Here is a 13,638-nt window from a genome sequence, read left to right on the forward strand (position 1 = left end):
TGATGGCGTTGGCCCGGTTGAACGGCGTGGCGGTGCGGGGCATCGTCTCGGCACTGCCGGCCCGGGTGGAGGATACGGCGGACCTGGCCGCCCGCTTCGGGGAAGAGGCGGCGCGCCGCCTGGCAACTGCCACCGGCATCCATGCCCGCCATCTGGCGGCGCCCGGCCAATGCACATCCGACCTGGCGGTGCCGGCGGCCCAGGCGCTGTTGGACGGGCTGGGCTGGCCGGCGGACAGCGTCGATCTGCTGGTCTTCGTCAGCCAGACCCACGACCAGGTGCTGCCGGCCACGGCTTGCCTGGTGCAACGGCGGTTGGGCCTGTCCAAGAGCGCTGCCGCCTTCGACCTGTCGCTGGGCTGCTCCGGCTATGTCTATGGCCTGTGGGCAGCGGGCTCGGCGCTCGCCTCATTGCTGCCCCGGGCCGATGGCCGGCCGGCGCGGGCCCTGCTGCTGGCGGGCGATACCACCAGTCACATCCTGGACCCGGACGACCGGGCGGTGGCGCCCCTGTTTGGCGACGCCGCCGCCGCCACGGCGCTGGAGATCGACGCCGCCGCGCCGCCCATGATCGTGGATGTGGGCACGGACGGCGCCGGCGCCCCCTATCTCATGGCGGCGGGTGGGGCCATGCGGGCGCCGGACCAGCCGCCGCGCCTGTTCATGGACGGCACCCAGGTCTTCGCCTTCACTTTGCGTGAGGTGCCGGGCGCCATCGCTGCCACCTTGGCCGCCGCCGGCTGGACCGCCGCGGATGTGGACCGCTTTGTCCTGCATCAGGCCAATGAAATGATGCTCCGCCGCCTGGGTCATAAGATCGGCGCCACGGACGAACAGCTGGTGCTGGCCCTGGCCCGCCATGGCAACACCAGTTCGGCCAGTGTGCCGCTGGCCTTGACCGACGCGGTGGCGGCCAGTCTCAAGGCTGGGGCCTTGCGGGTCCTGTTGTCCGGATTCGGGGTGGGATGGTCCTGGGCCACGGTGGCGGCCACCCTGGGGCCGCTGGCCGTGTGCGAGACCATTGTGTTGCCGGCCTGAAAGGCCGGAGCTGATACCTGTGGCATTTGATCGTGACCGCTCAAATGCCCCCTCAATCGCCGGGCGCCAGCATGCGCTGGCTCGGCTTCCTCGCTGTGCCCTGCGATGCTCGCTCCGGCGGCCCCTTTTTACGGAAACGAGGAGTCGCGGGCTACACCGGCACGAGTCAACATCTCGTGCCGGTGGCATTATTCCTCGACGGCGGGGGCGGCCACCTTGCGGCGGCGGCGCACAACCTCCACCGGCGGCTTGGGCGCCGGCGCGGCCTCGGCCGTTTCCTTGATGTCGAAAAGCTTACGGCACAGCTTCAGCGCGCGGTAGTTGTTGCCCTCGCGCACCAGCGTCTGCACTTCGTCGAACAGGTCGGCCTTGTCGGGATGCTGGACCCGGGCCTCTTCCAGGATGGCGGCGAAGTGCACCATGTTGGTGCTGGCGTCCTCGGGGAAGATGTAGATCAGCTGGATGATGAAATAGAGCCGCTTCTCGATGGTGTCGCAGTTCTCTTCCTTCAGGATTTCCCGGCCACGCAGGAAATTCACCTTGTTGTAGAAGAATAGCGAGACGGGATGATCGCCGATGCCGATGACGGCGCCGTTGACGATCAGCTTTTCTCCCGGACGTAACACCAGTTTCAGCGGCAAGGGGGCAATCCTTCCTTCAGAACGCGGCCTCGGGGCCAGGGCCCGGGGCGAGGGTCCGGCCGCGTGGGCCGAACCGGGCAGAATCTTAAACGGCAGAACCTTAAACGGACGAAGCCGCCCGGATGGGCGTGCGTATGCGCGCACCCCTAGGAATTACGGCAGCCGACCCCGTCCGGTCACCAAAAAACCGCTGCCCGCCGGAATTGCCCAGCCAAAAAAAGGTGGCGGACGTTGCCGTCCGCCACCTTCCGTACTTCCACGCTTGAGCTGATCTATTAGAACAGCTTGAGGATGGACTGCTGAGCCTGGTTGGCCAAGGACAGGGTGGTAACACCCAGGGACTGCTTGGTCTGCAGGGCCAGCAACTGGGCGCCGGCTTCGTTCTGGTCGACCTGCGTCAGGTTGTCGGCACCGTCCTGCAACACATTGTTGAACGCGTTGGTGAAATCCGAACGGGTCTGAATGATGTTGAGGTTGGTGGCGAGCGTCTGAGAGGCGGAACGCAGAACGTTGGTCGCGTTGGTCAGCTGGGCCTGGGCCTTGTCGATGTCCGCGCGATCCAGGAAGTTGTTCTGGGCGTAGTCGACGGCCAGACCCTGGCCCGAGGTGGTGACGTTGGTCGCCGCCACGGTGATGCCGCTGCTGTTGTTCTCGTTGAACTGGACGCTCAGGTCGTTCGACGTGCCCGCCGCGGTGGTCTGCGCGGTGGAGATGTTGGCGGCGCTGTTGGCGCTGGCCGCCTGCCGGACGTTCCTGGCATCGACGTTCAGACGAACGGTGCCGGTGCTGAACGAGAAGGCGTTCTCACCATCGGACAGCTTGGAGTCGCCGCGCTCGTTGGTGCCGGAACGGGTCACGGAGACGCCGTTCAGGTCCGTGGCGGTCACGGAAACATCCACGTTCTTTTCGATGGTGGACGTGCCGTTGCCGGTGGTGCCCAGCGCTTCCAGCGAGGCGCGGTCGACGGTGAAGGACACCACCGTACCCGACGAGAAGGACAGCGAGATGTCCTTGGTCAGGGCGTTGGAGGCCGAAGTGCCCAGCGAGAACGAGGCGGCGGTGCCGGAAGTGGCGGTGGTGGCGATGGTGAAGGTGTTGGTATTCGAGCCGGTGCCGGCGGTCAACGTGAAGCCCGATACGGCGCTACCCGCGACAGACGCGGCGGTGCTGATCACGTTGCTCAGGTTGGTGGCGATGTTCTTCTGACGGGTCGCGCTGTCAGCGGCCGCCACGTCACCCGCCGAGGCGGTGTAGGTGAAGGACGTGCCGTTAATCGTCGCCGTGAAGGTATCGCCCTGCTCGATGTTGCCGGTGATGGACACCTGCGAAATCTGCCCGGTGCCCGACACACCGGGCTGCTTCAGCGTGTTCGTGGCCGACTGGGTATTGTCGAAGAAGTTGATGGTCCGCGACTCGTCGCCTTCCGTCACCACGACGCTGCGCTGCTGGCCGACCGAGCCGCGGGTCTGAATGGAGATGTCGGAGAAGTTGCCGGAGGTGGAGCTCAGCTTGCCGGAAACCTTCAGGCCGAAGACACCGCGGGCAGTTTCGGCATTGGCGATGTCGCCGGCGGCGCCGGAGACGGCGCCGGTGCCGGAGATCTTCACCGAATAGGTGTCGGCGCCGGTGATGTTGGTGACGCGGGCGTTCGAAACCGAGGTGATCGAGTTCGCGGTCTCGATCGTGGTCGAGGTGGCGGCGAAGGACTGGCCATTGCCGGCAACCAAGTTCTTGCCCGAGTAGCCGCTGTCACCCGCCAGCTTATCGATCTGGTCCTTGATGCCGTTGAACTGGTCGGCCAGCGACTTGCGGGTCGAGATGGACCCGGCGTCCGTGCCCAAGTTGGCATAGGCGGTCGTCAGCAGGCCCTGAGCCTGGGTAACGAGCGACTGGATGGAGGTGATGCCCTGGCTGCCAGCCTTGATGGTGCTGACGGCTTGCGACATGCCGTCCTTCAGGGTCGACAGGTCGCTCGCGCGCTGATTCAGGCTCTGCGCGGCGAAGAAAGCGGTCGGACCGTCAAGGGCGGAATTGACCTTGTTACCGGTCGCCAGCTGGTTTTCCAGCTTGCTGGTCGAGGTATTGGTCTGCTGCAGCAGCAGCAGGTTGGTCCGCATGCTGGACGAAAGCTGAACGGCGTCAGACATAAAAAGTCTCCTTTGGAGAGGGTATGTGTCGCCCGAGTTTTTCGGACACGTTAAGTGATGACTGGTTTCAGTGACGGAGTCAAGGCACGATTGATAAAATTTTAGACGTTTTGTCTATATCTCAGGATCTACCCGTCGTGCCGGCCTTCACCACGATGGTTCAATACATCACCATGTGTTGACAGATCCTTAACATGGATCAAGGCGACCCGACAACGATATCAGCGGCCCGCCGCGCCAGGTCGGCGGCCACCCGGGCCATGACCGGACGCCAGTCCCCGCGCGCTTCCTGCCGATAGAGGCGGGCGCTGGGGTACCAGTCGCTGTCCGTGCGGCCCAGGCCCCAGCGCCAGTCAGGTATCTGCGGCAGAATGACCCACACCGGCCGTCCCAGGGCCCCAGCCAAGTGGACCGGAGCGGTGCAGGAACTGATCAGCAGGTCCGCTTCCGCGAGGATGGCGGCGGTATCGGCGAAATCCTTGATGTCCAGGGCCAGGTCGGTGAAGGCGGCGGGCAGGTCCGCATCCGCCAGATCACGCCGCCCATCGCCCATCTGGATGCTGAAGAAGTGCGCGCCCGGCACGCGCAACACCGGCGCGAAGGCCGGAAGGCGGGGGGATCGCCAGCGGTCGCCGGTGAAGTTGGGGTTGCCGGCCCAGACCAGCGCGACCTTCAGGGCGGCGGGGTCCGCCATGGCCCCCCGCAACCGGTCACGCCAGCGCGCGCGGCGATGGTCTTCTCCCGGCAGCCCGTCCAGGGAAAGATAAGGAACCTTGTTGGGAATCGGGACTAGTCCGGCCTGGAAAAGGCCCGGCAGGCTCATGACGGGACACTGCAGGTCGAAGGGGGGCAACGGCTGGTCCGTGGGCGCCAGCTCCAGCCGGCCGGGTTGCACCAACCCCTGGAACAGGGCCGCAAGCTCCGGCGGTGTCTCCACCAGCAAACGGCCGCCCCGGGCGGCCACGAGCGGCAGATAGCGCGCCGCCATCAACATGTCACCCAGGCCTTGCTCGATATGGACCAGCAGGGTGCGGCCTGGAAAGGGCGCGCCGTCCCAGCCTGGGCGGTCGAAGGTACGCAGGGGATTGGTGCGGCTGTGGCGCCGCCATTCATACAGCGGCCAGCCCTTGGCGTAGCGGCCCAGCAGCAGGGATACCAGCGCCAGGTTCCAGTTGGCCTCCACCGCGTCGGGCGTGAGGGCCAGCGCCTTTTCCGCCGCCTGGGCCGCGTCCTCGAGTCGGCCCAGGTCGTACAGGGCGGCACCCAGGGCCGTCCAGGCGCGGTGGAAGGCGGGATCAAGGGCCAGGGACCGGTGGTAGGCATCGACCGCGCCGTGCAAATCGCCCATGGCCCGCCGGCCCATGCCCACATTCAGCCAGCCGCCGACGAAAGCGGGATTCAGCCGCACGGCCTCCTCGTAGGCGGCCAGGGCTTCGGCCGGCCGGTGCAGGTCGGCCAGCACAGTGCCCAGGTTGGTGTGCAACTCGGGTATCCGGGGGAACAGGGCCAGAGCCTGGCGGTAGCTGGCCGCCGCCTCGTCCAGCCGCTTGGCCGCCTTCAGCGCGCCGCCCAGGTTGGACAGGGCTTCGCCGTAGCGCGGATCCGCCGCCACCGCCGCCTGGAAGGCGGAGATGGCTTCCGCGTTCCGCCCCGCCGCCAGCAGACAGACGCCCAGGCCATTCCATGTTTCGGGATCGGGCGCCAAGCCGCTTCCGCGCCGGGCGGCCACGGCCTGCTCATAGAGAGGCAACGCGTCGGTGGCGTGCCCCTGCCCCAGCAGGGCGGCGGCGCGGCGTTCCTGCAATGTCGCCAGGGCATCGGCGGCCTGCGCATGGCCCGATTCCATCTCCAGCACGCGCCGATACAGCGCTTCGGCCGCATCCGGCTGACCCAGGCCCTGGCGCACCGTGGCCAGCAGCAGGGCTACGGCGGGAATGTTCGGCGCCAGGTAAAGCGCCCGCTCCAGCCGGGCCAGCGCCACTTGGTCGTCCCCGCGCTGGTGGGCCGCCATGCCCCAGAGATAAAGCGCCTGGGCATGGTCTGGCGCCACGGCCACCACGCGGCCGTATAGCAATTCCGCCTCCGCCAGGCGGCCGGCCTCATGGTGGTCCAGCGCCAGCTTCAGCCTGTCTTCAACGGTAACCATAGTGATCGTGCCGTCCCGGCCGGTGCTCCACGCGATAGGCCCGCAGCATGGCCGCGAGCGGCATGCCGGTTCAAAACAAATCGCGGGTGGGATCGGAAAAGCGGGCTGACCCCGCCCCTTGCAGCCGGATGATGGCCATTGGCTGTAGAGGAGGAGAGGGCGTCAGGCGACCACGTTGACGGCCGCGGCGCCCAGGGTGACCGCCGCCACCGTGGGGCTGATCAGGGCGCTGCCCGACCCGCCGCCGCCCGTGCTGGTGGACGACGGGCCGGCGGTGCCGGCAGTGGGGCTGGTACTGGACGGCCCGGCGGCGCCCGCCACCGGCTGGTCGTTGGAGGGGGCCGCCACTTCGGCCGGCAACAGCGGGTTGCCGCCCTTGTAATGCGGGGCGCCCGTCGCGCGCAGACGGTATTGCTCGACCACATGGCGGGAGGGAATTTGGTAGTCGACGGCACCGGTGGTGCTGTCGCGGAACTGGGTGATGGCGATGGCCGCCTGACTGTCATATGTCACGACCGGGCTGATGTACGCGGGCGCGGACAGACGTGACGTCGTCTCCTCCCCCGCCGGAGAGGTTCCCCCGGGGGCGGCGCCAGGCGTGGACGAACCAGACGCGGACGAACCGGCCGAGGTCGCCTCGGCCGAGGTGTCGTTGGTGGCATAGCCCAAGGTCGCCAGGGTCCCGCTGGGGATCTGGGCATAGGCGGAGCCAGTGCTTAACACGCCATCCAGGGCCATGGACTTCGGTCCTTGGTTAGGAGACAACCGGAAATATTAAACACGTCCCCCGTAAGGGACGTGCGCAGGCCAGGAAGACATCGGTTCGACCCCCTTATTCCACCTTTGGTTCCGATGGGCCTCCCAGGGACGAGTCCTTTGGGGAAGACCGGGAAAAGGCGGTCGGGGGTGGCGGATTCACGCCACAGTAAATTTTTCAACAATAACTTTAACAAAATTGACGCGGCCGCACAAATTTTTTCCGCAACTCTACCGTTAGGATAGGACGCAGCTTCACTCAGCTTGCGATCAGAGATTGCGGCGGTAGCTGGATCTGGATGTGCGGCCAATCAAAAGGATAACATTTTCAGGGCCTTGGTTTCGCAATCAGATCGATTGCCACCTGGCGTGCAGTGGCTGACCAATCGCCCCAACTCTCTTGACGATACAGGCGCAGGGTGGGGTACCAGGGGCTGTCGGCGCGATCGCGCAACCAGCGCCAACAGCCGTCGGTGCGGGACAGCACCCACACCGGCCGGCCCAAGGCCCCCGCCAGATGGGCGACCGCCGTGTCCACAGTAATGACCAGCTCCAGGCAGGCCACCAGCGCGGCGGTGTCGGCGAAGTCCCGCAACTCATCCGTCCAGTCCAGCAGCGGAAAGGGCGCCGTGGCCGCCTGTGCGGCGGGGGCGCCTTTTTGCAGACTGACGAAACGAACGTCATCCGCGGCGGCCAGGGGGGCCAGCACCGCCAGGGGCACGCTGCGCCGTCGGTCGATCAAGGCCGATACGGGGTCGTCCGGGCGGGGATCGCCCCCCCACACCAGGCCCACGGCCCGCATGCCCAGGGGCACGGCCTGGGCCAGCCGCGTCCGCCAACCCTCCACCGGCGGTGGCGTCAGATAGGGGCACCGGGCTGGAATGGTCTCCAGCGTCGTGCCCAGGCGGTGCGGTAGGCTCATGAGCGGGACGCGGGCATCCCAATTGGCGGCGCCGACCGGGGCGCCGGGTGGCATCACCGTCACGCCGGGGAGGCTCAAGGCCATCAGCCGCGCCAACGCCGGCTGCACCATGAGACCGACGCGGGCCAGGCCCAACCGGTCGGCCGCCCCCGCCAGCAGGGCGGCGTAGCGCGCGAATTGCAGCGTATCGCCGTGCCCCTGCTCGGCATGCACCAGCAGGCGCGTGCCGGCCGTCGCCGTCGGATCCGGTCCCCGCCATTCCGGCAGAACGGTCAAGCTGGGGTCCGGCGGCGGCATCTGGCCGGTCTGGTGGCGCCATTCATATTCCTGCCAGCCCGTGGCCAGGTCACCCGCCAACAGACGCGCCAGCGACCGCTGCCAGTGCACCGCCGGCTCCCCGGGCGCCAGGGCCAGCGCCTTGAGATAAAGCGCTTCGGCCCCGTCGTCGTCGCCCAGGTCCTTCAAGACCGTGGCCAGATTGGTCAGCGGCCGGTGGTCGTCCGGTGCCGTGGCCGTTGCGCGGGCCAGGACGTCCGCCGCCTCCGGCAGCCGGCCCTGGGCGTGCAGCAATACACCCTGGTGGTTCAGCACCTCCGCCCGGCCGGGTTCTTGCGCCTCGGCCTGGTCCAACGCGGCGGCGGCGGCATCGAAGCGGCCCAACCGGGTTTCCAGGAAGCCCAGGTTGATCAGGATTTCGGCCGTCTCGTCCGCCATGCCGGGCAGGGCCAGGGCCCGGCGCAGGGCGTCGGCCGCCGGCTCCGGCTGGTTCAGGGCCATCAGCGCCAACCCCAGTCGGGCCCAGCCCTCACGCCGGTTGGGATCCAGCTCCACCGCACGGCGGGCCAGGGTGGCGGCGATCGTGGCCCGGTGGCCGCTGGACGCCTGGGCGGCGGACCCCTGGCCAGCGGAGAGGTGGCCAGCGGAGAGGTGGTCGCCGGCCTGGTTCAGCCAGAGGCTCGCCAGGTTGCGCGTCGCGCCGGCGTGGCCGGGCTGCCGCCGCAGGATCTCGGCGAACGCGGTTTCCGCCTCGTCTGTCAGGCCGGCCCGCGTCAGGGTCACCGCCAGATCATCCAGGATGTCGATGTCGTCCGGCGCCAGGGCGGCGGCGGCCTTCAGGGGCCGCACGGCAGCCGGCGCGTCCCCCGCGGCCGCCAGGGCGCGGCCCCGCCGCCGCTGCCAGCCCGCGGCCTGGGGTGCTGGCGGATTCAGGGCCAGGGCCTGTTCCAGGCAGTCCGCCTCCAGCGCGGGGCGGCCCAGTGCGGCGGCCGCGTCGGCGCGGGTGACGTGGAAGGCGGCGGCGGCCGGGTTGGCGCGCGTGGCGTGGCCGGCCAGGTCCAGGGCTTCCTCCGCCCGACCCGTCTGCAGGCACAGCACGGCCAAAAGATTCAGCGTGTCGCCTTCCGCCGGGGCCACATCCAGGATGCGACGGTAGATCACCTCGGCATGGCCCAACGCGCCCTCGCGGTGATGGCGCAAGGCCTCGTTCAGGGCGTCGCTGATGCTGGCCATGGGATTTTCCAGAAGGGGAGTTCAGCCCCGCGCCACGGCGCGGTCGGACACGAAGGGGTTGCTGCGCCGCTCCTGACCGAAGGTCGATGGCTCGCCATGGCCGGGCAGGAAGGTGATGTCGTCACCCAGGGGGAACAACTTCTCACGAATGGACCGGATCAGGGCGGCGTGATCGCCGCGGGGGAAATCGGTACGGCCGATGGAACCCTGGAAAATGACGTCGCCCACAACGGCCAGGCGAGAGGCCTGGTGGATGAAAACCACATGGCCGGGGGTATGGCCGGGGCAATGCAACACATCCAGCGTCAGCTCACCCACCATGACGGTGTCGCCGTCGTCCAGCCAACGGGTGGGAGTGAAGGGCTTGGCGTACAGCATGCCATACTTGGCCCCGTCCTCCGGCAGGCGGTCGATCCAGAATTTGTCCTCCAGCTGCGGCCCCTCCACCGGAACGCCGGTCGCGGCCGCAAGGTCCGCCACGGCGGCCGCATGGTCGACATGGCCATGGGTTACCAGGATGCGTTCCAGCGTCAGGCCCTGGCGCGCCAGGAATTCCTTGATCTCGGTGACCCCATCGCCAGGGTCGACCACCGCCGCCCGCTTGGTCGCCGTGCACCACAGGATGGAGCAATTCTGCTGGAACGGCGTCACCGGCAGGATGGCCACCTTCAGGGGCGGCGTGCCCGACGCGGGCTTTGCGGCGGCGTCCGACGCGGGGGGGACGGTCTGGTCCGGCATGGCTGTCCTCGGGCGGTAGGGGACGGAAAGGCGCTTCCCCGTCATACCCCGCCGGGCCCCGGCAGGTCCAGGTTTAGCCGGGCCGGCGGGCCGCCACGGACGGTAACCCGGCGGCCGCTGCCTTGGCCGGCGCACGAGGAAAGATGCGGATGAAATGGGGGGTGTTGGCGAAGCGCCAGCTCAAGCGGGCCGTCCATTATGGGCGTGGGAAAGGCAAATTCCTTGCGGGCAACCCGTCATTTTCGACCCAAAAGAGGCCCGAGTCCGAGGTGGTACTCCCTATGACATCGGTCAACTGGTCTATGACTTCGGGGCTGGTAGCAAATCCTTAAGCACTTCCCACCAAGACTGCCTTCGCGGGTGGAAGGAGCGGGGTTATGGATATCGTCGTGATGCGTGCCGGGGCCGTGCTGGTGGCCGATACCGCCCACCTGGCCGGATACTGGCCCGCCCTGCTGACCGTCACCCTGGCGGCCGCCGTGGCCGTGCGCGAGGTGTTGCGCCGCCGGGCGGCGGCCCGCGCCCGCCGGACGCCCGTGGCCCCGCCGCCGCCCGACCGCTTGACGGAAATGAGCCGCATCCTGGCGACGGAGGTGGCCCAGCGCCGCCGGTCGGAAGTCATGCTGGTCAGCGCCCGGGCCCAGCTGGGTGAAGCGCAATCGCAAATGATCAACCGCCTGCGGTCCGCCAGCGCCTTGCGGGATAACGAAACCGCCTCCCACACCGACAGGGTGGGGCAGATGGCCCGTCATTTGGCGCTGCTGGCGGGATGCGACGCTGAATTCGCCGACCAGCTGGCATTGGCGGCCCCCCTGCATGATGTGGGCAAGATCGGCATCCCCGACGCCATCCTGCTGAAGCCCGGCCCCCTGACTCCCGCCGAGTGGGATGTGATGAAGACCCACACCACCATCGGCGCCGGCATTCTCATGGGCAGCGGCCTGCCGCTGCTGGACCTGGCGGCGGAGGTGGCCCTGTGCCATCACGAACGGTGGAACGGCCAGGGCTATCCCCGGGCGCTGAAGGGCCCCGCCATTCCCTTGTCCGGCCGCATCGTGGCCCTGGTGGATGTGTTCGACGCGCTCATGTCCGCCCGGCCCTACAAGGAGCCGTGGCCCCTGTCGCGGGCCCTGGCCCACATCACCGGCGAGGCCGGCGCCCATTTCGACCCGAACCTGGTGCGCCTATTCATGGATCAGATCCAGGATTTCGTCGCCATCCGGGAGCGGGATCGCGACGATGAGGCGATGTTGGGCGCCGACCAAGCCCTGGATTGGGAGGAGATGGCGTCCGCCCAGGTGATCCCCCTGCCGATGCGCTGACTTCTTCAATCCATTTATTAAAACACCTTATTAAAACGCCGGGGGGCGGGGCCGTCGCGGCGCCCGCTTTTTTCATGCCCGGCTCATGTCGGCCACGGGCGCTGACCGCATAGGCGGATTGGCGGATGGCGCGTGACGGGTACGGCCGTTACCGTGGGACCGATCAAAAAGGATCCCGTCAGGGACACCCGAACCGGTAAAAGGCGAACGCCCATCTCTTTTCAGATGGTTGCGGCCCCGCCGCTTAGGGTGGCGCCGAATGGCGTTCCAGGCTTTATCCGGGGCATACCCGTGCCCTCATGAGGGGCGGCGGCAAAATCAGCGCCTTAATCGTTCCTGCAAGCGACAGCTTTTGACGGATCGTCCGTATAACGACAAAAGCGCACCTAATTCATGTCGCCCTGCGGAAGAGATGGCTGAAGTGCCAAGGGGTGGCCCCGGTGTCCGGGCGGTTTGGCCCGGGAACCAGGATTGGTTGCACCATTGCATCGGTGTGTTGGGCCCGAGCGATCATGAGTGCCATTTTTGCAATGGCTCAGGTTGATTTCGCAACCACCAGGCGGATCCCGCGTCCGGCTGATGGCGGCACGGATCGGCCGGGAGACAGCGGATCTGGCGGTTTCGGGCGGTTTCGTCCCGCGTTCCTGGAAGGGGCACGACCAGGAGGCGTGGGGCAGGCCAAAGAAATGGATTTGCAGAAATGAAGATCAAAAGCGTCATCGTGATCGAGGTAGAGGCAGATGATTTCGTGGCGGCGGGTGACCACCAAGCGGCAATCCGCCGCCTGTTCGAACCCATCATGGCCACCTACCCTCAGGCCAACCTCACATTCTCGCAAGTGAAGCAGCGCGCGGCTTCCCAGGTGCGGCCGTCCCTGCGCCTGGCCTCCAACACGGGGAACATGCACCATTATGACAGCTAATCAGAACGACCACCGCCATCGGCAGCGCAGCGCTCCCCTGGCGGCCCTGGAAGCCATGCGGGCGGTGGATGAGCAGTTCTCGCTGCAGGAGGCCTGCGGTTTCCTGTACATCTGCGAGAACGAAGGCATCAGCCTGCGGGAGCTGGGCATGCTGCTGCGGGCGCAGCCGCACACCGTGTCGCGCATCGTCGCCCGCCTTTCCACCGGTTTCGGCAATCGCGCCTCGGACCTGGTGGAGGCGCGCACGCTGCACCACGACAACCGCGTCCGCACCCTGCACTTGACGGAACGGGGCCGCACCTTGTGCCGCACCCTGAACAGCATCATCATGCAGGCCGTTCCCATCCTGGATGATGGGGAAGGCGCCCCGGCCGCCACCCGGCCCGCCGCCGGCGCCACCTGGGCATCCGCCTCGGCCTGATATGAAGTCGCGATCCCCAGCGGCGGTTGGGCCGCCGGGGCGCGTCTTGTGGCATGTTGCTCAGTCGGCGACCTTCAGGGCCAGCTTGCCGAAATTCTCACCCGTGAACAGCTTCAACAGCGTGTCGGGGAAGGCGGCCACGCCGCCCTCCACGATGTCCTCGCGCGATACCAGCCGGCCTTCCTTGATCCAGCCGGCGATCTCCGCCACCGCCTGCGGATAGCGCTCGGCATAGTCGAACACCACCATGCCCTCCATGCGGGCGCGGTTGACCAGCAGCGACAGGTAATTGGCCGGACCCTTCACCGCCGTGGTGTTGTTGTATTGCGAGATGGCGCCGCACACGACGATGCGGGCCTTGCGCGCGAGTTGCGCCAGCACCGCCTCCAGGATGTCGCCGCCGACATTGTCGAAATAGACGTCCACGCCGTTGGGGCAGTGGGTGCGTAAGTCCTTGCGGATGTCGCCGGCCTTGTAGTCGATGGCCGCGTCATAGCCCAGGGTTTCCACCGCGTAGCGGCACTTCTCCGGCCCGCCGGCGATGGCCACGGTGCGGCATCCCTTGATCTTGGCGATCTGGCCCACCACCGCGCCCACGGCGCCGGTGCCGGCCGAGACCACCACCGTGTCGCCCGGCTTGGGCTGGCCCACGTCCAGCAGGCCGAAATAGGCGGTCATGCCCGGCATGCCCAGCGCGCTCAGGTGCACGGGCAGGGGCGACAGGGTGGGATCGACCTTGGTCAGCGCCTTGGCCGACAGGGTGGCGTACTCCTGGACGCCCAGCGCGCCGCTGACATGGTCGCCGACCGCGAAGGCGGGGGCGGCGCTGGCCACCACGCGGCCGATGCCGCCGGCGCGCATGACCTCACCCAGGCCTACGGGCGGGATATAGGACTTGCCCTCGTTCATCCAGCCGCGCATGGCCGGATCCAGCGACAGGTACAGGGTCTGCACCAGCACCTCGCCCTCGGCCGGCGGCCGCGCCGGCTCTTCCGTGCGCTGCCAGTCGCTGTCCTTCGGCAGCCCGACGGGCCGCGCCGCCAGGCGGATCTGGTGGTTGGTGGGGGTGCTCATGGG

At 67.8% G+C, this 13,638-nt stretch carries 11 protein-coding genes; 4 read left to right on the forward strand and 7 right to left on the reverse strand.

The window, feature by feature from the left end:
• Positions 1 to 2 precede the first annotated feature (2 nt).
• Positions 3 to 1,037: a ketoacyl-ACP synthase III gene (locus Y958_RS13645; protein ID WP_088872670.1), complete on the forward strand. Its 1,035-nt coding sequence runs from the start codon at positions 3 to 5 to the stop codon at positions 1,035 to 1,037.
• A gap of 188 nt (positions 1,038 to 1,225) precedes the next feature.
• On the opposite strand, the gene Y958_RS13650 is transcribed toward Y958_RS13645, so the two are convergent.
• The 6 genes from Y958_RS13650 to Y958_RS13675 all read right to left on the reverse strand — a co-directional run bounded on the left by Y958_RS13650 (position 1,226) and on the right by Y958_RS13675 (position 9,896).
• Positions 1,226 to 1,678, reverse strand: a complete 453-nt coding sequence (locus Y958_RS13650) for a flagellar biosynthesis repressor FlbT (RefSeq protein WP_004274053.1) — start codon at positions 1,676 to 1,678, stop codon at positions 1,226 to 1,228.
• A 275-nt stretch (positions 1,679 to 1,953) separates the two neighbouring features.
• Positions 1,954 to 3,825, reverse strand: coding sequence for a flagellin N-terminal helical domain-containing protein (locus Y958_RS13655; protein ID WP_088872671.1), 1,872 nt, complete (start codon positions 3,823 to 3,825; stop codon positions 1,954 to 1,956).
• A 199-nt stretch (positions 3,826 to 4,024) separates the two neighbouring features.
• On the reverse strand, positions 4,025 to 5,971 hold the full coding sequence (locus Y958_RS13660) for a tetratricopeptide repeat protein (RefSeq protein WP_088872672.1): 1,947 nt from the start codon (positions 5,969 to 5,971) through the stop codon (positions 4,025 to 4,027).
• Between the two features lie 162 nt (positions 5,972 to 6,133).
• Positions 6,134 to 6,709 (reverse strand): hypothetical protein, encoded by a 576-nt coding sequence (locus Y958_RS13665; protein ID WP_088872673.1) that lies wholly within the window; start codon positions 6,707 to 6,709, stop codon positions 6,134 to 6,136.
• A 346-nt stretch (positions 6,710 to 7,055) separates the two neighbouring features.
• The gene (locus Y958_RS13670) at positions 7,056 to 9,158 is read right to left on the reverse strand and encodes a tetratricopeptide repeat protein (protein ID WP_088872674.1); all 2,103 of its coding nucleotides are present in this window, start codon (positions 9,156 to 9,158) and stop codon (positions 7,056 to 7,058) included.
• A gap of 21 nt (positions 9,159 to 9,179) precedes the next feature.
• Positions 9,180 to 9,896, reverse strand: coding sequence for an MBL fold metallo-hydrolase (locus tag Y958_RS13675; RefSeq protein WP_088872675.1), 717 nt, complete (start codon positions 9,894 to 9,896; stop codon positions 9,180 to 9,182).
• A gap of 377 nt (positions 9,897 to 10,273) precedes the next feature.
• On the opposite strand from Y958_RS13675, the gene Y958_RS13680 reads away from it, so the two are divergent.
• The 3 genes from Y958_RS13680 to Y958_RS13690 all read left to right on the forward strand — a co-directional run bounded on the left by Y958_RS13680 (position 10,274) and on the right by Y958_RS13690 (position 12,561).
• Positions 10,274 to 11,218 (forward strand): HD-GYP domain-containing protein, encoded by a 945-nt coding sequence (locus tag Y958_RS13680; protein ID WP_088872676.1) that lies wholly within the window; start codon positions 10,274 to 10,276, stop codon positions 11,216 to 11,218.
• A 700-nt stretch (positions 11,219 to 11,918) separates the two neighbouring features.
• The gene (locus tag Y958_RS13685; RefSeq protein WP_040842923.1) at positions 11,919 to 12,140 is read left to right on the forward strand and encodes a hypothetical protein; all 222 of its coding nucleotides are present in this window, start codon (positions 11,919 to 11,921) and stop codon (positions 12,138 to 12,140) included.
• Entirely contained in the window at positions 12,130 to 12,561 is a 432-nt protein-coding gene (locus Y958_RS13690) for a helix-turn-helix domain-containing protein (RefSeq protein WP_145727641.1), read from the forward strand. The genes Y958_RS13685 and Y958_RS13690 overlap by 11 nt, the downstream gene beginning before the upstream one ends.
• A gap of 60 nt (positions 12,562 to 12,621) precedes the next feature.
• Here the strand turns inward: Y958_RS13690 and Y958_RS13695 are convergent, their stop codons facing one another.
• Positions 12,622 to 13,635, reverse strand: a complete 1,014-nt coding sequence (locus tag Y958_RS13695; RefSeq protein ID WP_088872678.1) for an NADP-dependent oxidoreductase — start codon at positions 13,633 to 13,635, stop codon at positions 12,622 to 12,624.
• Between the last annotated feature and the right edge of the window lie 3 nt (positions 13,636 to 13,638).

Origin of the sequence: Nitrospirillum viridazoti CBAmc (genome assembly GCF_000730165.1) — a bacterium.
Taxonomy (GTDB): domain Bacteria; phylum Pseudomonadota; class Alphaproteobacteria; order Azospirillales; family Azospirillaceae; genus Nitrospirillum; species Nitrospirillum viridazoti.

What these genes read in the sequence shown, in the direction of transcription:
- Y958_RS13645 (WP_088872670.1), top strand. Translation starts at nt 3, where the DNA reads ATGGCGTTGGCCCGGTTGAACGGCGTGGCGGTGCGGGGCATCGTCTCG.
- Y958_RS13655 (WP_088872671.1), bottom strand. Translation starts at nt 3,825, where the DNA reads ATGTCTGACGCCGTTCAGCTTTCGTCCAGCATGCGGACCAACCTGCTG.
- Y958_RS13660 (WP_088872672.1), bottom strand. Translation starts at nt 5,971, where the DNA reads ATGGTTACCGTTGAAGACAGGCTGAAGCTGGCGCTGGACCACCATGAG.
- Y958_RS13665 (WP_088872673.1), bottom strand. Translation starts at nt 6,709, where the DNA reads ATGGCCCTGGATGGCGTGTTAAGCACTGGCTCCGCCTATGCCCAGATC.
- Y958_RS13670 (WP_088872674.1), bottom strand. Translation starts at nt 9,158, where the DNA reads ATGGCCAGCATCAGCGACGCCCTGAACGAGGCCTTGCGCCATCACCGC.
- Y958_RS13675 (WP_088872675.1), bottom strand. Translation starts at nt 9,896, where the DNA reads ATGCCGGACCAGACCGTCCCCCCCGCGTCGGACGCCGCCGCAAAGCCC.
- Y958_RS13680 (WP_088872676.1), top strand. Translation starts at nt 10,274, where the DNA reads ATGGATATCGTCGTGATGCGTGCCGGGGCCGTGCTGGTGGCCGATACC.
- Y958_RS13685 (WP_040842923.1), top strand. Translation starts at nt 11,919, where the DNA reads ATGAAGATCAAAAGCGTCATCGTGATCGAGGTAGAGGCAGATGATTTC.
- Y958_RS13690 (WP_145727641.1), top strand. Translation starts at nt 12,130, where the DNA reads ATGACAGCTAATCAGAACGACCACCGCCATCGGCAGCGCAGCGCTCCC.
- Y958_RS13695 (WP_088872678.1), bottom strand. Translation starts at nt 13,635, where the DNA reads ATGAGCACCCCCACCAACCACCAGATCCGCCTGGCGGCGCGGCCCGTC.